This is a genomic window from Brevundimonas subvibrioides ATCC 15264, from assembly GCF_000144605.1.
Lineage (GTDB): Bacteria > Pseudomonadota > Alphaproteobacteria > Caulobacterales > Caulobacteraceae > Brevundimonas > Brevundimonas subvibrioides.
Genome location: NC_014375.1, coordinates 1 through 24,518 on the forward strand (window position 1 = coordinate 1; position 24,518 = coordinate 24,518).

General features: G+C 69.4%; 20 protein-coding genes. 10 read left to right on the top strand and 10 right to left on the bottom strand.

From position 1 onward, the window contains the following. The first annotated feature begins 272 nt into the window (after window positions 1-272). Complete coding sequence (gene dnaA / locus BRESU_RS00010; protein WP_013267421.1) at window positions 273-1,709, top strand: chromosomal replication initiator protein DnaA; 1,437 nt, start codon at window positions 273-275, stop codon at window positions 1,707-1,709. A 145-nt stretch (window positions 1,710-1,854) separates the two neighbouring features. Then, window positions 1,855-2,973, top strand: a complete 1,119-nt coding sequence (dnaN, locus tag BRESU_RS00015; protein ID WP_013267422.1) for a DNA polymerase III subunit beta — start codon at window positions 1,855-1,857, stop codon at window positions 2,971-2,973. Between the two features lie 4 nt (window positions 2,974-2,977). Here the strand turns inward: dnaN and BRESU_RS16660 are convergent, their stop codons facing one another. After that, complete coding sequence (locus BRESU_RS16660) at window positions 2,978-3,949, bottom strand: lysozyme inhibitor LprI family protein (protein WP_013267423.1); 972 nt, start codon at window positions 3,947-3,949, stop codon at window positions 2,978-2,980. A 146-nt stretch (window positions 3,950-4,095) separates the two neighbouring features. Here BRESU_RS16660 and recF point away from each other — a divergent pair, with 146 nt between their 5' ends. After that, entirely contained in the window at window positions 4,096-5,241 is a 1,146-nt protein-coding gene (recF, locus tag BRESU_RS00025; RefSeq protein WP_013267424.1) for a DNA replication/repair protein RecF, read from the top strand. Between the two features lie 237 nt (window positions 5,242-5,478). Here the strand turns inward: recF and BRESU_RS00030 are convergent, their stop codons facing one another. Beyond that, window positions 5,479-6,702 carry a cation:proton antiporter domain-containing protein gene (locus BRESU_RS00030; protein WP_013267425.1) on the bottom strand — a complete coding sequence of 408 codons (1,224 nt, stop codon included), beginning with the start codon at window positions 6,700-6,702 and terminating at the stop codon, window positions 5,479-5,481. A 302-nt stretch (window positions 6,703-7,004) separates the two neighbouring features. Here BRESU_RS00030 and gyrB point away from each other — a divergent pair, with 302 nt between their 5' ends. After that, complete coding sequence (gene gyrB / locus BRESU_RS00035) at window positions 7,005-9,452, top strand: DNA topoisomerase (ATP-hydrolyzing) subunit B (protein ID WP_013267426.1); 2,448 nt, start codon at window positions 7,005-7,007, stop codon at window positions 9,450-9,452. A gap of 183 nt (window positions 9,453-9,635) precedes the next feature. Here the strand turns inward: gyrB and BRESU_RS00040 are convergent, their stop codons facing one another. Then, the gene (locus BRESU_RS00040; protein WP_013267427.1) at window positions 9,636-10,472 is read right to left on the bottom strand and encodes an aldo/keto reductase; all 837 of its coding nucleotides are present in this window, start codon (window positions 10,470-10,472) and stop codon (window positions 9,636-9,638) included. A 43-nt stretch (window positions 10,473-10,515) separates the two neighbouring features. Further along, window positions 10,516-11,481, bottom strand: coding sequence for an alpha/beta fold hydrolase (locus BRESU_RS00045; RefSeq protein ID WP_013267428.1), 966 nt, complete (start codon window positions 11,479-11,481; stop codon window positions 10,516-10,518). Window positions 11,482-11,617: 136 nt separating this feature from the next. Between BRESU_RS00045 and BRESU_RS00050 the strand changes: the two genes are divergently transcribed. Then, window positions 11,618-12,967: an alpha/beta hydrolase family protein gene (locus BRESU_RS00050; protein WP_013267429.1), complete on the top strand. Its 1,350-nt coding sequence runs from the start codon at window positions 11,618-11,620 to the stop codon at window positions 12,965-12,967. Between the two features lie 3 nt (window positions 12,968-12,970). Here BRESU_RS00050 and BRESU_RS00055 read toward each other — a convergent pair whose 3' ends face one another. From BRESU_RS00055 to mutM, 3 genes are all read right to left on the bottom strand, one after another. Beyond that, window positions 12,971-13,906 carry a pirin family protein gene (locus tag BRESU_RS00055; RefSeq protein WP_013267430.1) on the bottom strand — a complete coding sequence of 312 codons (936 nt, stop codon included), beginning with the start codon at window positions 13,904-13,906 and terminating at the stop codon, window positions 12,971-12,973. An 83-nt stretch (window positions 13,907-13,989) separates the two neighbouring features. Further along, window positions 13,990-14,523 carry a DUF1697 domain-containing protein gene (locus BRESU_RS00060; RefSeq protein ID WP_013267431.1) on the bottom strand — a complete coding sequence of 178 codons (534 nt, stop codon included), beginning with the start codon at window positions 14,521-14,523 and terminating at the stop codon, window positions 13,990-13,992. Beyond that, complete coding sequence (gene mutM / locus BRESU_RS00065; protein ID WP_013267432.1) at window positions 14,523-15,386, bottom strand: bifunctional DNA-formamidopyrimidine glycosylase/DNA-(apurinic or apyrimidinic site) lyase; 864 nt, start codon at window positions 15,384-15,386, stop codon at window positions 14,523-14,525. Before mutM ends, BRESU_RS00060 begins: the two co-directional genes overlap by 1 nt. A 191-nt stretch (window positions 15,387-15,577) precedes the next feature. On the opposite strand from mutM, the gene BRESU_RS00070 reads away from it, so the two are divergent. Both BRESU_RS00070 and BRESU_RS00075 read left to right on the top strand, forming a co-directional pair. Next, window positions 15,578-16,411 carry a phosphatase PAP2 family protein gene (locus BRESU_RS00070; RefSeq protein ID WP_013267433.1) on the top strand — a complete coding sequence of 278 codons (834 nt, stop codon included), beginning with the start codon at window positions 15,578-15,580 and terminating at the stop codon, window positions 16,409-16,411. Between the two features lie 83 nt (window positions 16,412-16,494). Next, the gene (locus tag BRESU_RS00075; protein ID WP_013267434.1) at window positions 16,495-18,546 is read left to right on the top strand and encodes an OPT family oligopeptide transporter; all 2,052 of its coding nucleotides are present in this window, start codon (window positions 16,495-16,497) and stop codon (window positions 18,544-18,546) included. Window positions 18,547-18,555: 9 nt separating this feature from the next. Here the strand turns inward: BRESU_RS00075 and BRESU_RS16665 are convergent, their stop codons facing one another. Continuing rightward, window positions 18,556-19,017 (bottom strand): cytochrome c, encoded by a 462-nt coding sequence (locus tag BRESU_RS16665; RefSeq protein ID WP_013267435.1) that lies wholly within the window; start codon window positions 19,015-19,017, stop codon window positions 18,556-18,558. A 195-nt stretch (window positions 19,018-19,212) separates the two neighbouring features. On the opposite strand from BRESU_RS16665, the gene typA reads away from it, so the two are divergent. Next, window positions 19,213-21,051 carry a translational GTPase TypA gene (gene typA / locus BRESU_RS00085; protein ID WP_013267436.1) on the top strand — a complete coding sequence of 613 codons (1,839 nt, stop codon included), beginning with the start codon at window positions 19,213-19,215 and terminating at the stop codon, window positions 21,049-21,051. 84 nt (window positions 21,052-21,135) lie between these two features. Here typA and BRESU_RS00090 read toward each other — a convergent pair whose 3' ends face one another. Further along, a complete protein-coding gene (locus tag BRESU_RS00090) occupies window positions 21,136-21,891 on the bottom strand; it encodes a HesA/MoeB/ThiF family protein (RefSeq protein ID WP_013267437.1) in 756 nt (251 codons plus the stop codon). Between the two features lie 45 nt (window positions 21,892-21,936). Beyond that, on the bottom strand, window positions 21,937-22,326 hold the full coding sequence (locus tag BRESU_RS00095; RefSeq protein ID WP_013267438.1) for a BLUF domain-containing protein: 390 nt from the start codon (window positions 22,324-22,326) through the stop codon (window positions 21,937-21,939). A gap of 143 nt (window positions 22,327-22,469) precedes the next feature. Between BRESU_RS00095 and hslV the strand changes: the two genes are divergently transcribed. Both hslV and hslU read left to right on the top strand, forming a co-directional pair. Beyond that, window positions 22,470-23,039, top strand: coding sequence for an ATP-dependent protease subunit HslV (gene hslV / locus BRESU_RS00100; protein WP_013267439.1), 570 nt, complete (start codon window positions 22,470-22,472; stop codon window positions 23,037-23,039). Further along, window positions 23,036-24,337: an ATP-dependent protease ATPase subunit HslU gene (gene hslU / locus BRESU_RS00105; protein WP_013267440.1), complete on the top strand. Its 1,302-nt coding sequence runs from the start codon at window positions 23,036-23,038 to the stop codon at window positions 24,335-24,337. Before hslV ends, hslU begins: the two co-directional genes overlap by 4 nt. Window positions 24,338-24,518: the final 181 nt, after the last annotated feature.

Below are 24,518 nucleotides of genomic sequence, written 5' to 3' on the forward strand. Positions count from 1 at the left end.
ATTTAGTTCGCGAATCGGCTTCGAATCAGCGTTGACCCCCGGCCCGCCGGGCGTAAGTTTTGGGCTCTAACGCACTTCCATCCCCACACGGATGAAGACGGAGCGGGGGCGAACCCCTGAGCCGGCGGGAGACGTCTGTCCGCGAGGTCGCCCCCGCCTGAAAAGCGCATGCTTTTCGGGGCAGGAGAACGCGTCCCCGAGACCGGCGCTTCCGGCGTGGCCCGCAATCGTTCGATTGCGGGATGTATCGAGTTTTGGGGTGGTGACGGGCGATGGGGGGCACAGGGTTGGCGACGACGAGCATGACGGATCCGGACCGTATCTGGAACGAGGCTTCGGTGAGGCTCCGTGCTGAAATCGGCGAAGGCCCGTTCAGCTCCTATATCGCGCCGTCGGCCGTCCGGATCGACGCGGCCGGGAACCTGATCCTGGTCACGCCGACCGGCTATGCCCGCGACTGGGTCCGCAAGAACGCCCTGCGCCGCCTGAACGAACTGTGGCTGGGCCTGGACGGTCTGTCGCGCCGTCTGGACGTCCGCTGCCGGGCCGAGGTGTCCTCCGCGCCCCCGGCCTCGGCCGTGGCCCTTCCGTCGCTGTCGTCGGTCGGGCTGGAGACACCGGTGGCACCGACGATCGCCCCGGTCACCGACGGTGCCCGCGCGGTCCGCGCCGCCGGCCTGCAGGAACGTCTGACCTTCGACAGCTTCGTCGAGGGCCAAGGCAACGCCTTCGCCCTGGCCATCGCACGCCAGACGGCCAGCTGGGCCGACGGGCACTTCAATCCGATCTTCTTCTGCGGCCCCTATGGCTACGGCAAGACGCACCTGCTGAACGCCATCGCCTGGGAGGCGCAGCGGCTCCGTCCCGACGCCAAGGTGGTCTACCTGACCGCCGAGCGCTTCCTGTCGACCTTCGTCAAGGCGATGCAGGACCGCTCGACCGCCGCCTTCAAGGAAAGCCTGCGCTCAGCCGACATGCTGCTGCTGGATGATGTCCAGTTCGTCGGCGGCAAGGCCTCCACCCAGGAAGAGTTGCTGTCGACGCTGACGGCCCTGATCGAGGACGGCAAGCGCATCGTCCTGTCGGCCGACCGTCCGCCGATGGCCCTGACCGAGGTCGAGCCGCGCCTGCGCAGCCACCTGGCGGCCGGCCTGACCTGCCCGGTCGAGCCCGCCGACCGCTCGCTGAAGATCGCCGTGGCCCAGAACCGCATCGCCGCCTTCGCCCGTCTGGGCGTGGTCAATGGCGAGGCCCAGCGCGAGGTGCTGGAACAGCTGGTCGACCGCACGCCGGGCTCGGTGCGCGAACTGGAAGGGGCCGTGAACACCCTGGCGGCCGCGGCCGGACCGCGCCTGACGTCGCTGGGCGTCGACGAGGCCCTGACCCTGCTGGGCTCGGCCCTGCGCGGCGGGCCGGAGCGCCGCATCACCGTGGACGAGATCCAGAAGACGGTGGCCGAGCATTTCAACATGAAACAGGCCGACCTGCTCAGCGAGCGCCGCACCCGTGCCGTCGCCCGCCCGCGTCAGATCGCGATGTGGCTGTGCAAGCAGCACACGACCCGGTCCTATCCCGACATCGGTCGCCGCTTCGGCGGGCGTGACCACACCACGGTCTTGCACGGCGTGCGCAAGATCGAGGAACTGATGCCGCTGGACGACCAGATCGCCAAGGACGTCGAGGCGCTGACGCGCAAGCTGCGGGGCTAGGCCGACCCTTCTCCCTCCCCTCAGGGAGGGAGAAGTCTGTGGACAGGCGCACCCCCCGTTGCCCCCCGCCGCCAATCCTTTAGTGTCCGTAGCCACTGTTTCAGCGAGGGATGATTCCGCCTTCGCTCCGGACGCCCGAGACACCATGCAACTGACCATCGAACGATCCGCGCTCCTGAAGGCCCTCGGGCATGTGCAGAGCGTGGTCGAACGCCGGAACACCATTCCGATCCTGTCCAATGTGCTGCTGTCGGCGGGCCGCGATCGGCTGAGCTTCGCCGCCACCGATCTGGACATGGAGATCGTGGACGAGGCCGACGCCACCGTTCAGGTCGAGGGCCAGATCACCGCCCCCGCCCACACCCTGTACGAGATCGTGCGCAAACTGCCCGACGGGGCCGAGGTCGCCCTGACCTACAACGGCGACGATCCGCGGCTGACGGTGCAGGCGGGGCGCTCCAAGTTCAATCTGCCGGTTCTGCCGGCGGGCGACTTCCCCGTGATGTCGACCGACCAGTCGGGCGCGCGCTTCACCCTGATGAAGGACGATCTGGCCCGCCTGATCGACAAGACCCGGTTCGCGGTCTCGACCGAGGAGACGCGCTACTATCTGAACGGCCTGTACCTGCACACGGTGGCGGAAGGCGGCATTCCCCTGCTGCGCGCCGTGGCGACCGACGGCCACCGCCTGGCCCTGGCCGAGACGCCCGCGCCCGAAGGCGCCGCCGGCGGTCCCGGCGTGATCGTGCCCAGAAAGACCATCGACCAGGTCCGCCGCCTGCTGGACGACGGCACGGGCCCGGTCGAGATCTCGGTCAGCCCGCAAAAGATCCGCTTCGAGTTCGGCCAGGCGTCGCTGACGTCCAAGGTCATCGACGGCGCCTTCCCCGACTACATGCGCGTCATTCCCAAGGGGAACGACAAACAGGCCGACATCGACAATGCCGTCTTCGCCTCGGCCGTCGACCGCGTGGCCACCATCTCGGCCGAGAAGAGCCGGTCGGTGAAACTGGCCTTCGAGCTGGACCGCGTGACCCTGACGGTGCGCAACATGGAGGCCGGCCAGGGCGTGGAGGAGGTCGAGATCGGCTATTCCGAAGCCCCGTTCGAGATCGGCTTCAACGCCCGCTACCTGCTGGACGTCGCCGGCCAGATCACCGGCGAGAACGCGACCTTCCTGTTCGCAGACCCGGCCAGCCCCACGCTGGTGCTCGATCCGGGCGATCCGGGCGTCCAGTATGTGCTGATGCCGCTGAGGGTCTAGTCCCTCACCCCATCCGGTCCATGCGCGCCGCGCGGGTCTCGTACATCAGAGCAAGGCAGGACCGGGTTTCGCAGGCGTCGCGGCGGCGGAGCCATTCGCGCTGCTCGTCGCGCAGAATCTGGGCCGCCTTGCCGTCGACGTTGTTCTGCATCCGGGCGTAGCGGCGCGCCATCGCGACATCGAGGTCGGCCAGGCCGGGGTCGGCGCAGATGGTGCGCTCGGCGCTGTTGCGGGCGCGGCGGCAGTCGAAACTGGGCCGGGCCGGAGGCGGCGGAGGCGGAGGTGGGGTGTCGGCGCGGCGGACCGGCGGCGCGGGCACAGGTCGGCGGGGCGCGGGTCGTGTCGAAGGCGTCGTCGGGACGGGAGGGGACGGCGCACGGGCCGCCGTCGGGGTTCGCTCCGGGGTGGCGCGTTCGACCGGACGACGGGCGGGCGGAGCCTCCTCGACCGGTTCGGGGTCGGCGGGCGCATCAACGACCTCCACCGCCTCGGCGACATAGCCGGCCTGCAGCAGTTCGGGGGATGGCGGCGCGGGCGGCGCGGGCGGCGCCCCCAGCCAGTTGGCCATGACGTCGCCGCCGCCGATCAGGGCCACCACACGGCCCGATCCGGTGCGCGAGGGCTCGATCATGAAGCGGACGCTGTCGGACAGTTCGGAGACCCCGTCCAGGGCCGCGCGGCGGTGTTCGGGCACCGACATCCGGGCGACGCCGCCGCAGACGGTCCGGTCGGCGGTGTAGTCGACGGCTTCCAGACGCGGCGTGTCCAGCGAGAAGGCGAAGGCTCCGTCCACCTCGCCGCCCCGGGCCGCGATCCGGGTCAGGATGGCGTCGCGGAGGCCCGCGCGCGTCTCGGCGCTGCGACAGGCGTCCAGCCCCTGCGGTCCGCGCCCGGCGATCGCGACGGCCCGCGTCACGACCCCGCCGACGCCAGCGACGGCGATCATCGCCGCCGCCACGATCCAGAGTGTCCTCATGCCCGCGCCCCCATGACGCCGACCACCCCCACGGCGGTCGAAATGCGACCCTAGTCCGGGGCCCGGGCCAGCGTTGCCATACGGAATCTGACCCGCCGGACGCCCGAGACTGTGACCTGCCGGACGAAGCGGGCTATGTCGGGCGCTTGATCCGCGCCCTGACCCTGACCGACTTCCGGTCCTATGCCGCCGCCACCCTGTCCGTGGAGACAGGGCCCGTGGTGCTGCACGGGCCGAACGGGGCGGGCAAGACCAACCTGCTGGAGGCGCTGAGCCTGTTCACGCCCGGCAAGGGGCTGCGCGCGGCCACCGCCCAGGAGATGGGCCGCCGGGAGCCCGGCGAGACCGGGGGGCGGGCCTGGGCCGTGGCCCTGACGCTGGCCGGGCCCGACGGCGACGACGTCCGGCTGGGCACGGGCGTGCAGGTCGCGGGCGCGGGACGGCGGATGGTCCGGATCGAGGGCGAGACGGCCCAGCCCGGACGGCTGCTGGACTATCTGAGGCCCGTGTGGGCGACGCCGGAGCAGGACCGGCTGTTCTCGGACGCGCGGGCCGAGCGGCTGAAGTTCTTCGACCGTCTGGTGTTCGCCGCCGATCCCGGCCATGCGGCGGCGGTGGCGGGCTATGAGAAGGCCCTGCGCGAGCGACTGCGGCTGCTGGTCGACGGGGCGGAAGGCCGCGAGGCCGATCCCCTGTGGCTCGACGCGCTGGAGGTCCGGCTGGGCGAGACGGGCGCGCGGGCGGCCTCGGCGCGGGCCCGGGCGCTGGGGGTGCTGCAGGCCGCGATCGACGCGCGGGCGGAACGCCCCTTTCCGCAGGCCGACCTGGGCCTGGACGGCGCGGCCGAGACGGCGGCGGCGAACGGGTCCGATGACGAGGCTATCGCCGCCGGCATCCGCGAAGGGATGGCCCGGTCGCGGGCGCGGGACGGCGCCGCCGGCCGGTCCCTGTTCGGGCCGCACCGCACCGACCTGACCGCGCTCCATCGCGAGAAGAACCGCCCGGCCGCCGAGGGGTCTTCGGGCGAACAGAAGGCGCTGGTCCTGAACCTGATCCTGGCCCAGATCGGGCGGCTGAAGGCGACGGGCGGGCCCACGCCCGCCCCGCCCGTGCTGCTGCTGGACGAGGCGCCGGCCCATCTGGACGCCGGTCGCCGTGCGGCCCTGTTCGACGAGATCGTGGCCCTGGACCTGCAGGCCTTCATGACCGGCACCGAGGCCGACCTGTTCGAACCACTTCGGGGCCGGGCGGCCTTCGTCCGGGTCGAGGGCGGGGCGCTGACGTCAGGCTGAGGACGGGGCGGGTGCCACGGCGAAATTCGCCTGCCAGCCTGCCAGGTGCCAACATAAACCTTCGGTAAAACAGCGGCATGAAGCTCGGCGACCCGGCCGACGTGCCAGATTATGCGAAATCCTGGGTGGCGGCCCCTTCGCGGTTCAACGTGTCAAAGATCCGCATCTCAGGTGGGAGGCCGATCGGTGAACCGCAACAGGCGAAGCCGAATTTATTCCTAAGTCGCGTCCCGGAGGTCAGGCCGTCGCCGGATTGGCCTCGCCCTCGATGCGGGCGCCGGGCAGCTTGCCGCCGATCCGGTCCATGAAGGCGAACACGAACGGGTTCAGCGAGATCGACAGCAGGGCGGCGGCCAGCACCAGATCGTGGGTCTGCTGGCTCATGGCCCCCAGCGACATGCTGAGCGCCGCCAGGATGAAGGAGAACTCCCCCACCTGGGCCAGGCTGGCCCCGACCGTCAGGCCGGTGGCACGATCCAGCTTGAACATATGGGTGATGGCCAGGGCCGCGATCGTCTTGCCGACGATGACGATGCCCAGCACGCCCAGCACCGAGAGGGGTTCGCGCCACAGGATGGTCGGGTCGAACAGCATGCCCACCGACACGAAGAAGAGGACGGCGAAGGCGTCGCGCAGCGGCAGCGACCGCTCCGCCGCATTGTGACCCAGCGGCGTGCCGTTCAGAACCAGCCCGGCCAGGAAGGCCCCGAGCGCGAAGGAGTGGAACAGGTAGTAGGCGATCCAGGCGATGCCGAGCGCGATGGCCAGGACGCCCAGGGTGAAGAGCTCGCGCGACCGCGTGTGGGCGATCCGCACCAGGAGCCAGGGCAGGACGCGCCCGCCGACGAACAGCATGGCCAGGACGAAGCCCACGACCTTGAGCAGGGTCCAGCCGACGTTCAGGGCCAGGGCGGACGGATCGACCGCGGTCCCGGCCGGAAGCACGATCATGGGCAGCATGACCAGGGCGATGACGATCACCAGATCCTCGACGATCAGCCAGCCGACGGCGATGCGTCCGACCTCGCCCTTGTTCTGGTGCCGCTCCTCCAGCGCCCGCATCAGGACGACCGTGGAGGCGACCGACAGGGCGAAGCCCATCAGCAGCGCCTCGACGTCGCCGAGACCCAGCAGGAACCGCCCGAGCAGCCAGCCCAGCAGCGTCGCCGAAGCGATCTGGACGAGGGCCCCGGGGATGGCGACCTTCCTGACCTTCATCAGGTCGGCGGGCGAGAAATGCAGACCGACCCCGAACATCAGCAGGATCACGCCGATCTCGGCCAGTTGGGGCGCGAGCGTCGTGTCAGCGACGAAACCTATGGTGTAGGGGCCGACCACGACCCCGGCGACGAGGTAGCCCACGAGCGGCGACAGCTTCAGCCGGTTGGCGATCATCCCGAACACGAAGGCCAGCACGAAGCCGGCGACGAGGGTGGAAATCAGGCTGTCGGCATGCGGCATCGGCGCTCGGGGTCAGAAGGAGCCTGATTCACGGCGTCGGCGGAATCGCGAAGCGATCCCACCTCGGCCGATCAGGCTCGGGCGTCGGTGGTGGGTCTTTCGATGGGTGAGCCCAACATATGGGGCTGGTCGGTCTATTCGCAACCCGTTCGGCTGCGCTTGTTCGCTCGCTTTCGGCGCGGAAATTCCTATATAAACGTCACATCCGGACGGGGTGAATCGTCGCGTCCGGGCACGACCTTTTTCAGCGGGTCGGGTGGCGCGCGGCGCAGCCCGACAGACCCGCGTCTCCGGACGACCGAATGACCGACGAACCGATCCACGAACGTACCGCCGACAATGCCGAGGAAGCCGCCTACGGCGCGGAATCCATCAAGGTTCTCAAGGGCCTGGACGCGGTGCGCAAACGCCCCGGCATGTATATCGGCGACACCGACGACGGCTCGGGCCTGCACCACATGGTCTATGAGGTGGTCGACAACGCCATCGACGAGGCCCTGGCCGGCCACGCCGATCTGGTCGAGGTGATCCTGAACGCCGACGGCTCGGTCACCGTGACCGACAACGGACGCGGCATCCCGGTCGACATCCACGCCGAGGAAGGCGTGTCCGCCGCCGAGGTCATCATGACCCAGCTGCACGCGGGCGGAAAATTCGACCAGAATTCCTACAAGGTCTCGGGCGGCCTCCACGGCGTGGGCGTCTCCGTCGTCAACGCCCTGTCCGACTGGCTGAAGCTGGTGATCTTCCGGAACGGCCAGCGCCACGAGATGAAGTTCGAGCGGGGCGACACGGTCGAGAGCCTGCGGGTCACGGGCGAGGCCCCGATGCGCGAAAACGGCAAGGTCCTGTCGGGCACCCAGGTGACCTTCTATCCGTCGGTCACGACCTTCGCCCACATCGACTTCGACCTGAAGACGCTGGAACACCGCCTGCGCGAACTGGCCTTCCTGAACTCGGGCGTGGTCATCAAGCTGCAGGACCATCGCGGCGTCGAGCCGTTCGAGGAGATCCTGCACTACGAGGGCGGCGTCGAGGCCTTCGTGCGCCACCTGGACAAGTCCAAGACGCCGATCCTGAAGGACGTCATCGTCATTCGCGGCAAGCGCGACAACATCGAGATCGACCTGGCCCTGTGGTGGAACGATTCCTACCACGAGACCATGTTGTGCTTCACCAACAACATCCCCCAGCGCGACGGCGGCACCCACCTGTCGGCCTTCCGCACCAGTCTGACCAAGGTCATGGGGGCCTATATGGAATCCTCCGGTGCCCTGAAGAAGGAGAAGGTCGCCCCGACCGGCGAGGACGCGCGCGAGGGCCTGACCTGCGTGCTGTCGGTCAAGGTGCCGGACCCCAAATTCAGCAGCCAGACCAAGGACAAGCTGGTCTCCTCCGAGGTCCGCCCGGCGGTCGAGGGGCTGTGCACCGACGGCCTGAACCAGTGGTTCGAGGAACATCCGGTCGAGGCCAAGGCGGTCGTCGCCAAGATCATCGAGGCGGCCTCCGCCCGTGAAGCGGCGCGCAAGGCCCGTGACCTGACCCGGCGCAAGTCGGCGCTGGATATCAGCTCCCTGCCCGGCAAGCTGGCCGACTGCCAGGAACGCGACCCGGCCAAGTCCGAACTGTTCATCGTGGAGGGTGATTCCGCCGGCGGCTCGGCCAAACAGGCGCGCAACCGCGAGAACCAGGCGGTCCTGCCGCTGCGGGGCAAGATCCTGAACGTCGAGCGGGCCCGGTTCGACCGGATGCTGTCGTCCGAGCTGATCGGCACGCTCATCCTGGCACTCGGCACCGGCATCGGCCGCGACGACTTCAACGCCGACAAGCTGCGCTATCACAAGATCATCCTGATGGCCGACGCCGACGTCGACGGCGCCCACATCCGGACCCTGCTGCTGACCTTCTTCTATCGCCAGATGCCCGAGCTGATCGAGCGCGGCCACGTCTTCATCGCCCAGCCGCCGCTCTACAAGGTCTCCAAGGGCAAGCAGTCTCGCTACCTGAAGGACCAGTCCGAGATGGACTCCTATCTGATCGAGGAGGGCTCGTCGGACGCCGAGCTGGACATGGCCACGGGCGAACGCCGCACGGGCCACGACCTGCAGGCCCTGGTCCGCGACGCCAAGGCGTTCAAGGCCCAGGTCGACCGGCTGAGCCAGCGTGCCCCGGCCTTCGCCATCGAACAGGGGGCCCTGGCCGGGCTGTTCGCGGAGAACGCCGATCCGGTGGGGGCCTCCGCCGCCTCCGCCGAACGCCTGAACCTGTACGCCGAAGAAGGCGACGGGGTGTGGTCGGGCTCGCCCGGCGAACAGGGCGCCATCGTGTTCGGGCGAAGCCGCCGCGCGGTGCAGGAGACGATCGTGCTGGAAGAGGCGCTGATCCGCTCGCTGGACGGCCGCCGACTGGCCGAGCGCGCCGCGGCCTTCGAGGGCCTGTTCGACGCGCCCGCCACCTATCGGCGCAAGGACAGGTCGATCACCATTCGGGGTCCGATCGACCTGCTGAACGCGGTGCTGGACCAGGGCAAGAAGGGCCTCGCCATCCAGCGCTACAAAGGTCTGGGCGAGATGAACCCCGAACAGCTGTGGGAGACCACGCTGGACGCCAACGCCCGCACCCTGCTGCGGGTCCAGGTCGACCACGCCGACGACGCCGACGACCTGTTCGCCAAGCTGATGGGCGACGTCGTCGAACCGCGCCGCGAGTTCATCCAGGACAATGCGCTGGATGCGGCGGTGGACGTCTAGACTTCGCGCGTCAGCGCAAGGGGTTTCATCACAGCGAGCACAGCGGGATCACAGCGATCACGACGGGAACCGCGATGGGTCAGCGGCCGCCCTCTCGTCGTGATCGCCGTGCCTCTTTCGTTGTGGTCGCCGTGATGAACCTTTCGATCCCGTCGACCCGGTCGGACGATTGGCCTTCGGCCGTCAGATGATATCCAGCGGCTGGCTGGTGGTGGGCGGCGGGAAGGCGCGGTCGAGCACCGCGATGTCCTCGGCGTCCAGCTCGATCTCGAGCGCGGCGGCATTGGCCTCGACGTGGTCGACCGTGGAGGCTTTCGGGATGGCGATGACCCCCTCCTGACGCAGGACGGCGGCCAGGGCGATCTGGGCGGGGGTGGCGTCGTGGCGGTCCGCGACGGCCTGGAGCGCCGGGTGGTTGAGGATGTCGCCGCGCCCCAGCGGCGAATAGGCCATCAGCGGCATGATCCGCTCCTGCGACCAGGGCAGAAGGTCGAACTCGATCCCGCGCGAGCCGAGGTGGTAGAGGACCTGGTTGGCCGAGCACAGGTCGCCGCCGTCGATCGCCTCCAGCCGGTTCATGGTCTTGAGGTCGAGGTTGGAGACGCCCCAGCGGGCGATCATGCCCTCGTCGATCAGTTCCTCGAAGCCGGCGACGATCTCCTCGAGCGGATGGCGGCTCGACCAGTGCAGCAGATAGAGGTCGAGGCGCTCGACCCCCAGCCGTTCCAGCGACTTCTCGCAGTGGAGCATCATGGTCATCTCGCCCGCGTTCTCGGGCTTGATCTTGGACACCAGGAAGACCTCGTCGCGCCGGCCGGCGATGACCTCGCCCACCAGCCGCTCGGAGCGGCCGTCGCCATACAGTTCGGCCGTGTCGATCAGGGTCAGGCCCAGGTCGATCCCCCGCGCCAGCGCCGCCTGCTCGGCGTCGCGCGTCTTCGGATCGTCGCCGATCATCCAGGTGCCCTGGCCGAGGATGGGCACCGAGGTGCCGTCGGAGAAGCTGGTCATGCGGGTCATGCCAACGACAATGCACGAGCCGCCGCCCGGGTGCCAAGCGGGGTCAGAGGGATTTCAGGAACCCGATCAGCGCCGCATTGACCGCGTCGGGCCGTTCCTGCTGCAGCCAGTGGCCCGCGCCCGGCAGCACGGTCTGGCCGCGCAGGTCGGTCAGCCAGTCCTTGAGCCGCGCCTCGTGCTGACCGGCGTAGTGGCGGACCGGATCGCGCTCCCCGACCATGAACATCGACGGCTGGCGGATCTTCTGGCCCTGCAGGAAGGCGGTGAGGGACCAGTTGAGGTCCAGACAGCGGTACCAGTCGATCGGTCCCTTGAAGCCGCCCGCGCCGAAGGCCGAGACATATTCGGCGAAATGCGGCGGGCTCATCCACGGCGGCAGGGTGGCGTCGTCGGGCACCTCGGACAGGAAGTCGTGGCCGGGGGCGATGAAGCCGGTGGATTGCCGGCCGTCGGGCGTCGCGCCGTCGTAGCTGTAGAAGCCCTTCCTGAGCGCCGTCGCCACATCGGTCTCGAAGATCCGATGGGCGTCGGGGGCCTGGAACTGGTTCATGTAGAGCTCGCCCTTGCCGGCCCGTTTCGCCAGGGCGGCCATGGCCGGGGTGGGCGGACCGCCCGCGCGGCGCGGCTGGAACGGCACCGACAGGCCCGCCACCGCCGTGAACAGGTCCGGTCGCATCAGGGCGCAGTGCCAGGCCACCGGCGCGCCCCAGTCGTGACCGACGACGGTGCAGTCGCTCCGCCCCAGCGCCCGGACCAGATCGACCATGTCCCCGACCAGATGCAGGATCGAATGGTCCTCGGTGCGCTCCGGCCGGTCGGTCCCGCCATAGCCCCGCATATCGGGCGCGACGGCGCGGTAGCCGGCCTCGCCCAGCGCCTTGACCTGGGCCCGCCAGCTGATCCCCAGTTCCGGGAAGCCGTGGATCAGCAGGACCAGGGGGCCGCCTTCGGGGCCGTCCTCCAGCACCTGCTGGGTCAGGCCGTCGGTCTCGAGGATGCGGGTCTGCATGGGCGGCGCTCCGGTTGGCGCCCCACCGTGCACCGGCACCACACCCGCCGCAATCGGGGTCCGTCGCCTCCGATTGCACTGGCGAGCGTCCGGCAACCGGCGCACTCTGACGCTGCAACCTGTCAGGGGCCCAGCGATGATCGTGGCGATGGAAATGGTTCAGGCCGAGGCGGCCCAGACCGATCTGGCCGGACGGTGGGAGGGGGCCCTGACCGTCGGCGGCACGGCCCTGCCGATCGTGATCCGGGTCGAGCCGGGGCCCGGCGGTCTGGTGACGGTCATGGACAGCCCGGCCCAGAACGTGCGCGGCCTGCCGGTCGCCGGGCTGACCCGGAGCGGCGGCACGGTCCGGTTCACGGTCCCGGCGGCGCGGGGCGGGTTCGAGGGCGCGGTCTCGGCCGACGGCGGGACCTGGACGGGGGTGTGGACGCAAGGGGCGGGGTCGCTGCCGCTGATCCTGACGCGAGCCGCCGCGACCGCGGAGCCGGCCGGTCCGAACCGGCCCCAGACGCCCCGACCGCCCTTCCCCTATGCCGCCGAGGCCGTGACGTTCCGGAACGACGGCGCGGGCATCGCTCTGGCGGGCACCCTGACCCTGCCCGAGGGGACGGGGCCATTCCCGGCGGTGGTCCTGCTGACCGGGTCGGGCGCCCAGGACCGGGACGAGACGATCCTCGACCACAAGCCCTTCGCCGTCTGGGCCGACGCCCTGACACGGCGCGGGATTGCGGTGCTGCGCTATGACGACCGGGGGGTCGGCGGGTCGGGCGGCGGCGGGCCGAACGAGACCACCGGCGACTTCGCCACGGACGCCCAGGCCGCCATCGCCTTCCTGCGCACCCGGCCCGAGATCGATCCCGCCCGTATCGGCCTGATGGGCCACAGCGAGGGCGGTGCCACCGCGCCGCTGGCGGTCCGGAACGGCGCACCGGCCGCGTTCGTGGTCCTGCTGGCCGGACCGGCCATGCCGGGCGCCGAGATCATCATCGAACAGGCCGTCCGCATCGCCACCGCTTCGGGTCAAACACCGGCGCAGGTCGTTGAGCTGCGACAGCTGCAAAGCCGGATCATGGCCGCCGTGCTGGCCAACAAGGACGACGGCCCCGCCGCGGCCGCGGCCGCCCAGGCCGTGCTGGTCGAGGCCGGCATACCGACGGAACAGGCACGCGGCAGCACCGCCGCCATCGCCTCGGGCTGGTACCGGTCTTTCGTCGCCTACGACCCCGGCCCGGCGCTGTCCGCCCTGACGGTGCCGCTGCTGGCGGTGTACGGCGAGAAGGACCTGCAGGTGCCGGCCGACCTCGACGCCGGAGCGCTGCGGCGGCTGCAGCCCGCGGCCGAGATCGTCATCCTGCCCGGGCTGAACCACCTGATGCAGACCGCGACCACCGGCCTGCCCGGCGAATACGGGACGATCGAGGAGACGGTGTCGCCGGCTGCGCTGGCGACGGTGACGGACTGGGTGGTGAAGGTGACCGCGCCCTGAGCCCTAGACCGGGTGCGTCGGCGGCGGCTGGATCGGCTCGGAGCGGGTCGTGACGGCCGAGTCCTCGGGCAGGGGGATGAACTCCAGATCGTCCTCATCGGGCAGTTTCATCCGTCCGGCCTGCCAGTCGGCCTTGGCCTGATCCAGCCGGGCCTGGGACGACGAGACGAAATTCCACCAGATGATGCGTTCGCCGACCGGCTCGCCGCCGAGGGCCATGACGGTGGCCTGGGTCAGGGATTTCACCGTCGGTTCGGCATGGGGCTCCAGCACGATCATCTGGCCCTCGTGGAAGGTGCGGTCGCCGACCTCGATCGAGCCCTTGGCCACATACAGCGCCCGCTCCGACATGCCGCCGGATCCCTTGCCCGCCGGCGGCGTCGTGCGCACGCCCGGCTGCATCTCCCAGTGGACGTAGAACAGGGGCGACGACGTCTTCACATTGGCCACGGCCCCGTAGGCCTCGCCCGCCACGAGGCGCGCGAACAGGCCGCCGTTCTCATAAGCGGGCAGCGAGTCCTCGCCGTAATGCTGGAAGCCGGGGTCCATCTCCTCGGCCTCGTTCGGCAGGGCGATCCAGGCCTGCATGCCGTTCATGGGGCCGCCCTGCGCCTTCTTCAGCGGGTCGGTGCGCTCGGAATGGACGATGCCCTTGCCCGCCGTCATCCAGTTGACCTCGCCCGGCCGGATCGCCTGATTATAGCCCAGGCTGTCGTGGTGCATGATCTCGCCCTCGAACAGATAGGTCAGGGTCGACAGGCCGATGTGGGGGTGGGGGCGAACGTTGATCGCCTCGGACCCCGGCGCGAACTCGGCCGGGCCCATCTGATCGAGGAAGATGAATGGTCCCACCATCCGGCGCGAATGGAAGGGCAGGATGCGCCCGACCTCGAACCCGCCCAGGTCCTTCTTGCGCGCGTCGATCACCATCTCGATCATGTCGGTCGTTCCTGGGAGGCTGTGGCCACCAGCATCGCGCGAGCCGGGGCATGGTTTCAAGTCCGGGGATCAAGCCCGCGTCGTCACAGGCCCACCATGGCCGCCAGCTTGAGCACCGTGTTCCAGTTGCGCCCCGTGCCGGTGCCGATCAGCCGGGGCTGGGCCTTCTCGGCCATCTTCGACGACCCGATGCCGTGCGGATGCCAGAAGAACAGGTTTCCGCCGACCGCCTCGACGCCCTCGTCGCCGGTGGCGAAGGCACGGAGCGCCTCGACCGCGCCGGGCCGGATCTCGCCCTTCATCACCATGACGAGCAGCCGGGTCGGATCCGATGCCGCCCCTTCGACAAAGGGATTGGCGGCCATCATCGCCGCCCATTGGGCGGGGGTGCGGACCAGGGTTTCGATCCGGCGGCCGAACCGGACCTCGGTTTCCGCCTCGATCGCGGCTTCCAGTCCGGCCGGGTCCCGGTCGCTCTCGACCACCAGATTGCCGCTGGCCAGGAGGGTGCGCGGGTTGTTCAGCCCCATCGCCCCGGCCATCGCGCGCTGCTCGGTCACCGGGGCGCGCACGCCGCCGGTGTTCATGGCGCGGAACAGGATGATGCGGTGGTCCATCACCGCCTCTGGCAGCCGGGACAGTAGAAGGTCGAGCGCCCGCCCTGGACGATGCGCCGGACGACGCCGCTGCAGTCCTCACCGAGGCAGGGCTGGCCCTCGCGGCCATAGACGTCGAACCGGTGCTGGAAATAGCCGTGGCCGCCGTCGGCATTGGCGAAATCGCGCAGGGTCGAGCCGCCCGCCGCGATCGCATCGTTCAGAACCTCGCGCACCACGACGGCCAGCCGCTCCAGCCGCGGTCGGGACACCTTGCCCGCCGCGATCCGGGGCGAAATGCGGGCGCGATACAGGGCCTCGCAGACGTAGATGTTGCCAAGGCCCGCAACGGTCCGCTGATCCAGCAGGCTGACCTTGATGTTCTGTTTCTTGCCGTCGAACGCCTCGGCCAGATGCGCGCCGGAGAAGCCGTTGCCCAGCGGCTCGGGGCCCAGGCCGGCGAACCACGGATGGCTGTCGACCGCCTCGGTCGCCATCAGCCCCATGAAGCCGAACCGACGGGCGTCGGCGAAGCCGATCCGGGTCGCGGCGCCGTCGCGCAGCGCGCACAGGCTCATGTGCTCGTGCTTGCCGCTGATGGGGGCCGGTTCCTCGAATTCGCCCAGCTGTTCGCCGTCGACGGTGAACCGGCCGGTCATGCCCAGATGGGTCACCCAGGTCTCGCCGGTCGACAGGGCCGTCAGCAGATATTTCGCCCGGCGGTCGATCCGCTCGACCACCGCGCCGGAGAGACGCTCCACGAAGCGCTCGGGGAAGGGGAATCGCAGGTCCGGACGGTTCTGTCGCACATGGGTGAGCGCTGCGCCGACCAGGACGGGCTCAAGGCCCCTGCGGACCGTCTCGACCTCGGGAAGCTCGGGCATGGCGCGGTCTAGCCGACGGCGCACGCCGGGTGAAGGGGCACCCTCCACCGACCGGACCGGCGCGATCAACCGTGGACGGAGCGTTCTGAACCGAAACGCCACGCGATCGCCACCGAACACCTATCTTTTCGTGATGCATCCGCCGCAGGAAAGGGGCAGGGCTTGGGCTCAGCTTCGTATCGGGGGATTCGATGGCGCACATCACGGCAGACGACACACGCCAACGGCCCCGGCCGCGGGTCAGCCTGCACGGTATCCGGCGCGAGGCCACGCGGGTCCGCCTGTCCCTGGCGGCCGGGCTGCGCCTCGGCGAACCGGTGACGGTGGCCGCCGTCGCCCTGTTGGCCCTGTCCGTCTATTTCGTGATGCTGCCCGGCGTCGATCTGGCCGTGACCCGGCTGTTCTATTCTCCCGGCTCCGGCTTCCCCCTGTCCGGCGATGTGGTGCTGAAGGCCCTGCGCCAGTCCTCCACCTATGCGCTGATGATAATCGCGCTGGGACTGCTGGGCGAGGTCGCCGTCGGCCTGAGGACAAAGGCCGTCCGGTTCCGGCACTACAGCCGCCGCGCGGTCGTCCTGCTGGCCGGCCTGGCCATCGGACCGGGCCTGATCGTCAATGGCCTGCTGAAGTCCGCCTGGGGCCGCCCCCGTCCGGTCCAGGTCGACCTGTTCGGCGGCGAAGCGGCCTTCACCCCCGCCTGGACGATCAGCGACGGCTGCGCCCGCAACTGCTCCTTCGTGTCGGGCGAGGCCTCGTCGGCGGCCTGGATGGTGGCGGCCGTCTGGCTGATGACACCGCCGGAGTGGCGGCGCTGGACGGTGCCGGCCGCCCTGACCTATGGCGCGGCCCTGTCGGTCAACCGGATGGCGTTCGGCGGGCATTTCCTGTCCGACACCCTGCTGTCCTGGGCCATCACCGGTCTGGTGCTGGCGGTGCTGCACCGGCTGATGCTGGCCTGCCCGGTCGAGGCGCGTCGGGCCCGGCGGGCGCTCCGGCAACGGGCGCGCGGCCTGCAGGCCGCCTGAGGAGCTCGACCGCTCGAAGAGGAGCGTTGCCGAAAGGGGGTTTTGTCGATTAGGTCGCGCGACCGATCGCCGAGGATCCCTGAATGACCCAGACCACCGCTGCCGCCGCCCCCGCCAAACGGGTCGAGCTGACCGTCCGGGCCGTGCTGCTGGGCTGTGTGCTGGCCGTGATCTTCACGGCCGCCAACACCTATCTGGGCCTGAAAGTGGGTCTGACCTTCGCCTCCGCGATCCCGGCGGCCGTCATCTCCATGGCCATCCTGCGGATGTTCAAGACCTCGACGATCTGGGAGAACATGACGGTCCAGACCGTGGCCTCGGTCGGCGGGGCCATGAGCTCGATCATCTTCGTCCTGCCCGGCCTGGTCATGGTCGGCTGGTGGCTTGAGTTTCCGTTCTGGGAATCGGTGCTGATCTGCGTCTTCGGCGGCGTCCTGGGCGTGACCTTCTCCATCCCCCTGCGTCGCGCCCTCGTCGTCGAGGCCGGCCTGCCCTACCCGGAAGGCGTCGCCGCCGCCGAGGTGCTGACCGTCGGTTCGCGCGGGGCCGAACAGACCGAAAGCGCGGTGCGGGAAAACGCTTCCGGCCTGTGGGTCGTGGTCACGGGCGCGATCGTGTCGGCGGGCTACGCCCTGCTGGTCGCCGGCCGGGTCTTCGCCGGAGAGGCGGCCCGGTTCATCAAACTGCCCGCATCGCTGGGTGGCGGGGCAACGGGCCTCGGCTTCGGCATGCAGTTCGCCCTCTTGGGCGCCGGCCACCTGATCGGTCTCAGTGTGGGTCTCGCCCAGGCCTTCGGCCTGCTGCTGGCCTGGGGTATCGCCGTGCCGATCCTGACCAGCCCGGACACCATCGCCTGGCTGACCGCCAACGGCATCCCCTCCATCGCCACCACCCTGCCCGCCGGTGTCGGGGCCGAGGAACTGGCCTCCACCGTCTGGGCCCGCGAGGTCCGGTTCATGGGGGCGGGCGTCATCGGCGTCGCCGCCATCTGGACCCTGATCAAGCTCGCCGGGCCCCTGATCGGCGGCCTGACCTCGGCCCTGGCGGCGAACCGTCAGCGCAACGCCGGGCAGGTCCTGGACCGGACGGAACAGGACATCCCCATGACCATCGTGGCCGGCCTGTCGGTCGTCTGCCTGATCGGGATCGCCGGCATCCTGGCCTGGTTCGCCCAGGGCAATCCGACCCTGGCCAGCTCGACCGGCCTGCTGGTCGCGGGCGGGCTGGTCTATGTGGTGGTCATCGGTTTCGCCGTGGCCGCCATCTGCGGCTATATGGCCGGGCTGATCGGTTCGTCCAACAGCCCGGTCTCGGGCGTGGGCATTCTGGCCGTGGTCATCGCCTCGGTGCTGATGCTGGGGGTCCTGGCCCTCGCCGGTGTGCCCGCGGATCCTTCTGTGGTCGCCTTCGCCCTGATCGTGACGGCCGTCGTCTTCGCCGTGGCCGTGATCGCCAATGACAACCTGCAGGACCTCAAGACCGGCCAGCTGGTCGAGGCGACGCCGTGGCGTCAGCAGACGGCCCTGATCGTGGGTGTCGGCGCGGGGGCTCTGGTGATCCCCCTGATCCTGAACCTTCTGAACAAGGCCTTCGGCTTTGCCGGAGGCCCGCCCGGGATCGCCGACGAGCCGCTGGCGGCCCCGCAGGCGACGCTGATCTCGGCCCTCGCGCGGGGCGTCATCGGCGGCGATCTGCGCTGGGACCTGATCGGCCTCGGAGCCTGTATCGGCGTGGTCATCATCATCGTGGACGCGGTCCTGAACGCCACGACCAAGGGCAAGGTGAAGCTGCCGCCGCTGGCCGTCGGGATCGGCTTCTATCTGCCGGCCGCCGTCACCACGATGCTGGTGATCGGCGCTGTGGCAGGCTGGTTCTACGACCGGGCGATCAAGACGACGCGCTTCGCCGACGTCGGCCGCCGGATGGGTGTGCTGCTGGCCTCCGGCCTGATCGTGGGCGAGAGCCTGTTCCTGGTCATGACCGCCGGGGTCATCGTCTCCACCGGCGATGACGCGCCCTTCGCCATGCTGCCCGAGGGCTCGACCTGGCCGGCGATGCTGTCGGGTATCGCCGTGTTCGCGGTCCTGACCTTCGCCCTCTACACCTGGGTCCGGAGCCGGTCCGCCAAGGTCTGAGGCGGCGGCCTATTCCCGATAGGCGTCGTGGCACGACCCGCAGGTACCGCGCACGGCGGTCCAGGCCTCCAGCGCGCCCGGCGTGTCGTTGGCCGCGATCTTCGCCTGAAGATCGGCCGTCGCAGCCTTGTAGGCCGCGGCCTTGGCCTCGAAGTCCGCGCGGTTCGTCCAGATCCCGGCCTTCGCCTTTGTCGCGCCCGGCAGGCTGTCCGACCCGGTGCCGGCCGGGAACATCGTCGGCAGGGCGGTCGCCCAGCGGTTCAGGCCTCCGGCCGTGAAGGCCAGGCCCTGGGCCGGGGCGCCACTGTCCAGGCCGGTCCTGATCGACCCGAAGGCCGCCGCAGACATGGCGAAGGCCGCCTGACGCGCCGCGACGATTTCGGACGGGCCGGGCGAGGTCTGGCCCTGTGCCCCTGCAACGCCCGCCACACACATCAGGGCGACGACGCCCATCACGATCGTACGCTTCACCGGCCCGCTCCCTCTGATTGAGGGGGAAAGCTGCGCCGTGACCCGGAATCTGTCAAACCGGTGCCGTATTGCGCCCCTATGGCCTTTCGCGCGTCCAGCCTGTAAGAGGCGCGCGCTCCCCGCATGACGCCCCTAACGAGCGGCCCCCGCATTTGTCGGCCGCCTTTTCGCATTGACAGAATTAGAACCTCGGCCATGAACCTACGCAACGTCGCCATCATCGCCCACGTCGACCACGGCAAGACCACCCTGGTGGACCAGCTGCTGGCCCAGTCCGGCGTCTTCCGAGCCAACGAGGCCCAGACCGAACGGGCGATGGACTCCAACGACCAGGAGAAGGAACGCGGCATTACCATCCTGGCCAAGTGCACGAGCGTGCTCTGGAACGGCAAGGCCGGCGAAACCCGCATCAACATCATCGACACCCCCGGCCACGCCGACTTCGGCGGTGAGGTCGAGCGGATCCTGGGCATGGTGGACGGCTGCGTCATCCTGGTGGACGCCGAAGAGGGCGTGATGCCCCAGACCAAGTTCGTGCTGACCAAGGCGCTGAAGATGGGCCTGCGTCCCATCCTCTGCATCAACAAGGTCGACCGCGCCCACGCCGATCCCGACCGCGTCCACAACGAGGCCTTCGACCTGTTCGCCGCCATCGGCGCGACGGACGAGCAGCTGGACTTCCCGCACATCTACGCCTCGGGCCGGAACGGCTGGGCGACGATGGACCTGAACGTCCCCAACGATAACCTGGCCCCGCTGTTTGACCTGATCGTCGACCACGTGCCCGCGCCCAAGGTGCAGGACAACAAGGACAAGCCGTTCCAGATCCTGAACGTGCTGATCGAGAGCGACCCCTTCCTGGGCCGTCTGCTGACCGGCCGGATCGAGAGCGGCAAGGCCGTTCCCGGCATGGCGATCCACGCCCTTGACCGCGACGGCAAGGAAATCGAACGCGGCCGGATCACCAAGGTCCTGGCCTTCCGCGGGCTGAAGCGTCAGGCCGTCGACGAGGGTGCCGAGGCGGGTGACATCGTCGCCATCGCCGGCATGTCCAAGGCGACCGTGGCCGACACCCTGTGCGCCATGGAAGTCACCGAGGCCCTGCCCGCCCAGCCGATCGATCCGCCCACCATCTCCATGACCGTCTCGGTCAACGACAGCCCCCTGGCCGGCCGCGAAGGCGACAAGGTCCAGTCGCGCGTCATTCGCGACCGCCTGCTGAAGGAGGCCGAGGCCAACGTGGCCATCCGCGTGACCACGACCGAGGGCGGCGACGCCTATGAGGTCGCGGGCCGGGGCGAACTGCAGCTGGGCGTGCTGATCGAGAACATGCGCCGCGAAGGCTTCGAGGTCTCCATCAGCCGTCCGCGGGTGGTCTATCAGGAAGGCCCCAACGGCGAGAAGATGGAGCCGATCGAGGACGTCATGATCGACGTCGACGACGAATACTCCGGCGTGGTCATCGAGAAGCTGTCGCAGCGCAAGGCCGAGCTGACCGACATGGGTCCGTCCGGCGCCGGCAAGACCCGCATCAGCCTGAAGGCCCCGTCGCGGTCGCTGATCGGCTATCAGGGCGAGTTCCTGACCGACACGCGCGGCTCGGGCGTGCTGAACCGCGTGTTCAGCCACTACGAGCCCTTCAAGGGCGAGATCGCCGGCCGTCTGAAGGGCGTGCTGATCTCCAACTCCGACGGCGACACGGCGGCCTTCGCCCTGTGGAACCTCGAGGATCGCGGCATCATGTTCGTCGGCGCCGGCGAGAAGACCTACGAAGGCATGATCATCGGCGAGAACGCCCGCTGGGACGACCTCGACGTCAACCCGATCAAGGGCAAGCAGCTGACCAACGTCCGCGCCTCCGGCAAGGACGAGGCCGTGCGCCTGACCCCGCCGCGCCAGATGTCGCTGGAACAGGCCATCGCCTACATCTCCGACGACGAACTGGTCGAGGTCACGCCCAAGTCCATCCGCCTGCGCAAGCAGACGCTGAACCCGTCGTTCCGCAAGAAGCGCGCGCGTCCCGACTGGGCGTGATGATCAGGCAGTAGGCAGTAGGCAGTAGGCAGTAGGCAGTAGGGAAGGCTCGTCCGCCCGCGACTGCTGCAAGACCTGCTCTGCCTACTGCCTACTGCCTACTGCCTCGCTGCACACCGGACACGCCGGGTCCGCGGTCACCGTGACCGTGCGGCTGGTGGCGGACAGGCCGTCGTAGAGCAGCAGGCGGCCGGTCAGCGGCTCGCCCGCCCCGGTGATGAGCTTGATCGCCTCCAGCGCGGCCATGGCACCGATGACCCCCGCGAGGGCACCGACGACGCCGACACGGGCGCAGGTCTCCGCGTCCGGCGGGCTTTCCGGGACCAGACAGCGGTAGCAGGGGCGGCCCGCGAAGACCGCGACCTGACCGCTCCACCGGCCCAGGGCCCCGGAGACCAGAGGCACCCCGGCGGCGACGCAGGCCGCATTGACCGCGTGACGCGTGGCGAAGTCGTCGGTGCCGTCCAGCACCACATCCACCCCGGCGATGATCCCGGCGACATTTCCGGTGGTCAGGGGATGGTCGATCGTCTCGACCCGGACATGGGGGTTGATCGCCTGCAGCCGGTCGGCCGCGGCCTCGACCTTGGATCGGCCGACGTCGGGGGTGTCGAACAGGACCTGGCGCTGCAGGTTGGACAGGGCGACCGTGTCGCCGTCGACGATGCGGATCGTCCCTACGCCCGCCGCCGTCAGATAGAGGGCGGCCGGGCCGCCGACCCCGCCGGCACCGACGATCAGGACGGTCGCGGCCGCCAGCCTCTGCTGACCCGGTCCACCGATCTCGGCCAGGACCAGATGGCGGGCGTAGCGTTCGACCTCTTCGGGAGAAAATGCCATCCGCCCCAGTTAGGGGCTCGGAGGGCGAAGGTCACGCGCTGCGGTTTAGGCGGCCAGCCGGATGTCCACGATGCGTTCGGCCTCGTAGCCCGTGATCGAGGCCATCTCGGGCGAGCCGATCATCCGCAGCATGGCCAAGGGGTCGTGACACAGGCCCATGGGCTCGCAGAAACGGCGCTCGGCGATCGGCTTGTCGACCAGAACGCGGATGTTCGTGTGACGCCGGTCTTCGCGCAGACGGCGCATCAGGCGATCGATGTCGACCCGCGCGCCTTCGATGGCGTGCAGACACCAGCCGTCGTGGAACATCACACCGCTGGTGATGTGGTCGCGACGGTTGTTGCGTTCGGAAATGCCCAGAATCTGCGCGATCGAGAGGGTGGAGGCCCCCGTCGATCCGACGGCTTCACTGATGTAGATGAGGCGGTAAAGCAAGTTGTTACCTCAAATAGGGACATTAACGGATATGATTGTGTCCTTGTAACCCGTTACATGGGTAAAAATGTGGCAGTTCCGTCACATTGTATTTGCTGAGCTTTCGGCTTGCCGGGTCCCAATTGCGTCTCCATTTGGGACTCATGATCCAGACACCACCCACATTCCCCGACTGGCACGGCACCACCATCCTGGCGGTCCGCAAAGATGGACGCACCGTCATCGCGGGCGACGGCCAGGTCTCGATGGGCGCGACCATCGTCAAGGGCGCGGCCCGCAAGGTGCGCACCCTGGCCGGCGGCAAGGTCCTGGCGGGCTTCGCCGGGGCCACGGCCGACGCCTTCACCCTGATCGAGCGGCTGGAAGCCAAGCTGGAACAGTATCCCGACCAGCTGGCCCGCGCCTGCGTGGATCTGGCCAAGGACTGGCGTACCGACCGCTATCTGCGCCGGCTGGAGGCCATGCTGCTGGTCGCCGACAAGGATGCGATCTTCACCGTGACCGGCGTGGGCGACGTGCTGGAGCCCGAATACGGCGTCGCCGCCGTGGGATCGGGCGGCAACTATGCCCTGGCCGCCGCCCGGGCCCTGATCGACAACACCGACATGGATGCCGAGGCCGTCGCCCGCCGCGCCATGGCCATCGCGGCCGACATCTGCGTCTACACCAACGGCAATCTGACCGTTGAAATCCTGGGCGGAGGCCGCGCATGACCGACCTGTCCCCCCGCGAAATCGTGTCCGAACTCGACCGGTTCATCGTCGGCCAGGATGACGCCAAGCGCGCCGTCGCCGTGGCGCTGCGCAACCGCTGGCGGCGCAAGCGCGTGCCCGACGATCTGCGCGACGAGGTCACGCCCAAGAACATCCTGATGATCGGGCCCACCGGCGTCGGCAAGACCGAGATCGCGCGGCGTCTGGCGCGTCTGTCGGGCTCGCCCTTCCTGAAGGTCGAGGCGACCAAGTTCACCGAGGTTGGCTATGTCGGCCGCGACGTGGACCAGATCATGCGCGACCTGGTCGAGGCGGCCCTGCTGATGGTGCGCGACGCCCGCCGCGCCGGCGTCCGGGCCAAGGCGGAGGCGGCCGCCGAGGAGCGGATCCTCGATGCCCTCGTCGGGCCCGGCTCCCAGCCGGCGACGCGCGACGCCTTCCGCAAAAAGCTGCGGGCCGGCGAGATGGACGACAAGGAGATCGAGCTGCAACTGGCCGACACCGCGTCCCCGATCCAGGGTCTGGACGTCGGCGGCGGCGGCAATGTGGGCCTGCTGAACCTGTCCGACATGCTGGGCAAGCTGGGTGGCGGGCGCACCAAGTCGGTGCGGACAACGGTCCGTGACGCGCTTCAGCCCCTGCTGGCCGAGGAAAGCGACAAGCTGCTGGATCAGGACAGTCTGACCCGCGAGGCGCTCTTGCTCGCCGAGAACGAGGGCATCGTCTTCATCGACGAGATCGACAAGGTCGCGGGCCGTCAGGATCGCGGCGGGGCCGACGTGTCGCGCGAGGGGGTGCAGCGCGACCTGCTGCCCCTGATTGAGGGCACGACCGTCTCGACCAAATACGGGCCGGTGAAGTCCGACCACGTGCTGTTCATCGCCTCGGGGGCCTTCCACGTCGCCAAGCCCTCGGACCTGCTGCCGGAGCTGCAGGGTCGCCTGCCGATCCGGGTCGAGCTGAAGGCCCTGACGCGGGATGACTTCGTGCGCATCCTGACCGAGCCCGAGGCCAATCTGATCCGCCAGAACCAGGCCCTGCTGGCCACCGAGGACGTGACCCTGACGTTCACGCCGGACGCGGTCGAGGCCCTGGCCGACGCGGCCGTGGCGGCCAACGGCGCGGTCGAGAACATCGGCGCGCGGCGTCTGGTCACCGTGATCGAACGGGTGCTGGAGGAGACCTCGTTCAAGGCCTCCGACCTGTCGGGCCAGACCGTGGCCTTCGACGGCGACGCGGTGCGCGGCAAGGTGGCCGAGCTGGCGAAGAACGCAGACCTGAGCCGGTTTATTCTGTGATCTCCCTCTCCCGGCGGGGGAGGGCTTGAGGCTCGCAGAGCGCAGCGATGCGTGAAGCCGGACGGGTGAGGGGCAGCCCTCACCGGTCGGCACCGGCCCCTCACCCTTTCGCGCCAGAATGACGGCTTCGCCGCCGTGCGCTCAAGCCCTCTCCCGCCGGGAGAGGGTTTTGTGTTACAAG

What these genes read in the sequence shown, in the direction of transcription:
- mutM (WP_013267432.1), bottom strand. Translation starts at nt 15,386, where the DNA reads ATGCCCGAGCTTCCCGAGGTCGAGACGGTCCGCAGGGGCCTTGAGCCC.
- BRESU_RS00055 (WP_013267430.1), bottom strand. Translation starts at nt 13,906, where the DNA reads ATGATCGAGATGGTGATCGACGCGCGCAAGAAGGACCTGGGCGGGTTC.
- BRESU_RS00040 (WP_013267427.1), bottom strand. Translation starts at nt 10,472, where the DNA reads ATGACCCGCATGACCAGCTTCTCCGACGGCACCTCGGTGCCCATCCTC.
- hslV (WP_013267439.1), top strand. Translation starts at nt 22,470, where the DNA reads ATGATCCAGACACCACCCACATTCCCCGACTGGCACGGCACCACCATC.
- BRESU_RS00060 (WP_013267431.1), bottom strand. Translation starts at nt 14,523, where the DNA reads ATGGACCACCGCATCATCCTGTTCCGCGCCATGAACACCGGCGGCGTG.
- BRESU_RS00070 (WP_013267433.1), top strand. Translation starts at nt 15,578, where the DNA reads ATGGCGCACATCACGGCAGACGACACACGCCAACGGCCCCGGCCGCGG.
- hslU (WP_013267440.1), top strand. Translation starts at nt 23,036, where the DNA reads ATGACCGACCTGTCCCCCCGCGAAATCGTGTCCGAACTCGACCGGTTC.
- BRESU_RS00075 (WP_013267434.1), top strand. Translation starts at nt 16,495, where the DNA reads ATGACCCAGACCACCGCTGCCGCCGCCCCCGCCAAACGGGTCGAGCTG.
- gyrB (WP_013267426.1), top strand. Translation starts at nt 7,005, where the DNA reads ATGACCGACGAACCGATCCACGAACGTACCGCCGACAATGCCGAGGAA.
- dnaA (WP_013267421.1), top strand. Translation starts at nt 273, where the DNA reads ATGGGGGGCACAGGGTTGGCGACGACGAGCATGACGGATCCGGACCGT.
- dnaN (WP_013267422.1), top strand. Translation starts at nt 1,855, where the DNA reads ATGCAACTGACCATCGAACGATCCGCGCTCCTGAAGGCCCTCGGGCAT.
- BRESU_RS00045 (WP_013267428.1), bottom strand. Translation starts at nt 11,481, where the DNA reads ATGCAGACCCGCATCCTCGAGACCGACGGCCTGACCCAGCAGGTGCTG.
- typA (WP_013267436.1), top strand. Translation starts at nt 19,213, where the DNA reads ATGAACCTACGCAACGTCGCCATCATCGCCCACGTCGACCACGGCAAG.
- BRESU_RS00090 (WP_013267437.1), bottom strand. Translation starts at nt 21,891, where the DNA reads ATGGCATTTTCTCCCGAAGAGGTCGAACGCTACGCCCGCCATCTGGTC.
- BRESU_RS16660 (WP_013267423.1), bottom strand. Translation starts at nt 3,949, where the DNA reads ATGAGGACACTCTGGATCGTGGCGGCGGCGATGATCGCCGTCGCTGGC.
- BRESU_RS00050 (WP_013267429.1), top strand. Translation starts at nt 11,618, where the DNA reads ATGATCGTGGCGATGGAAATGGTTCAGGCCGAGGCGGCCCAGACCGAT.
- BRESU_RS00030 (WP_013267425.1), bottom strand. Translation starts at nt 6,702, where the DNA reads ATGCCGCATGCCGACAGCCTGATTTCCACCCTCGTCGCCGGCTTCGTG.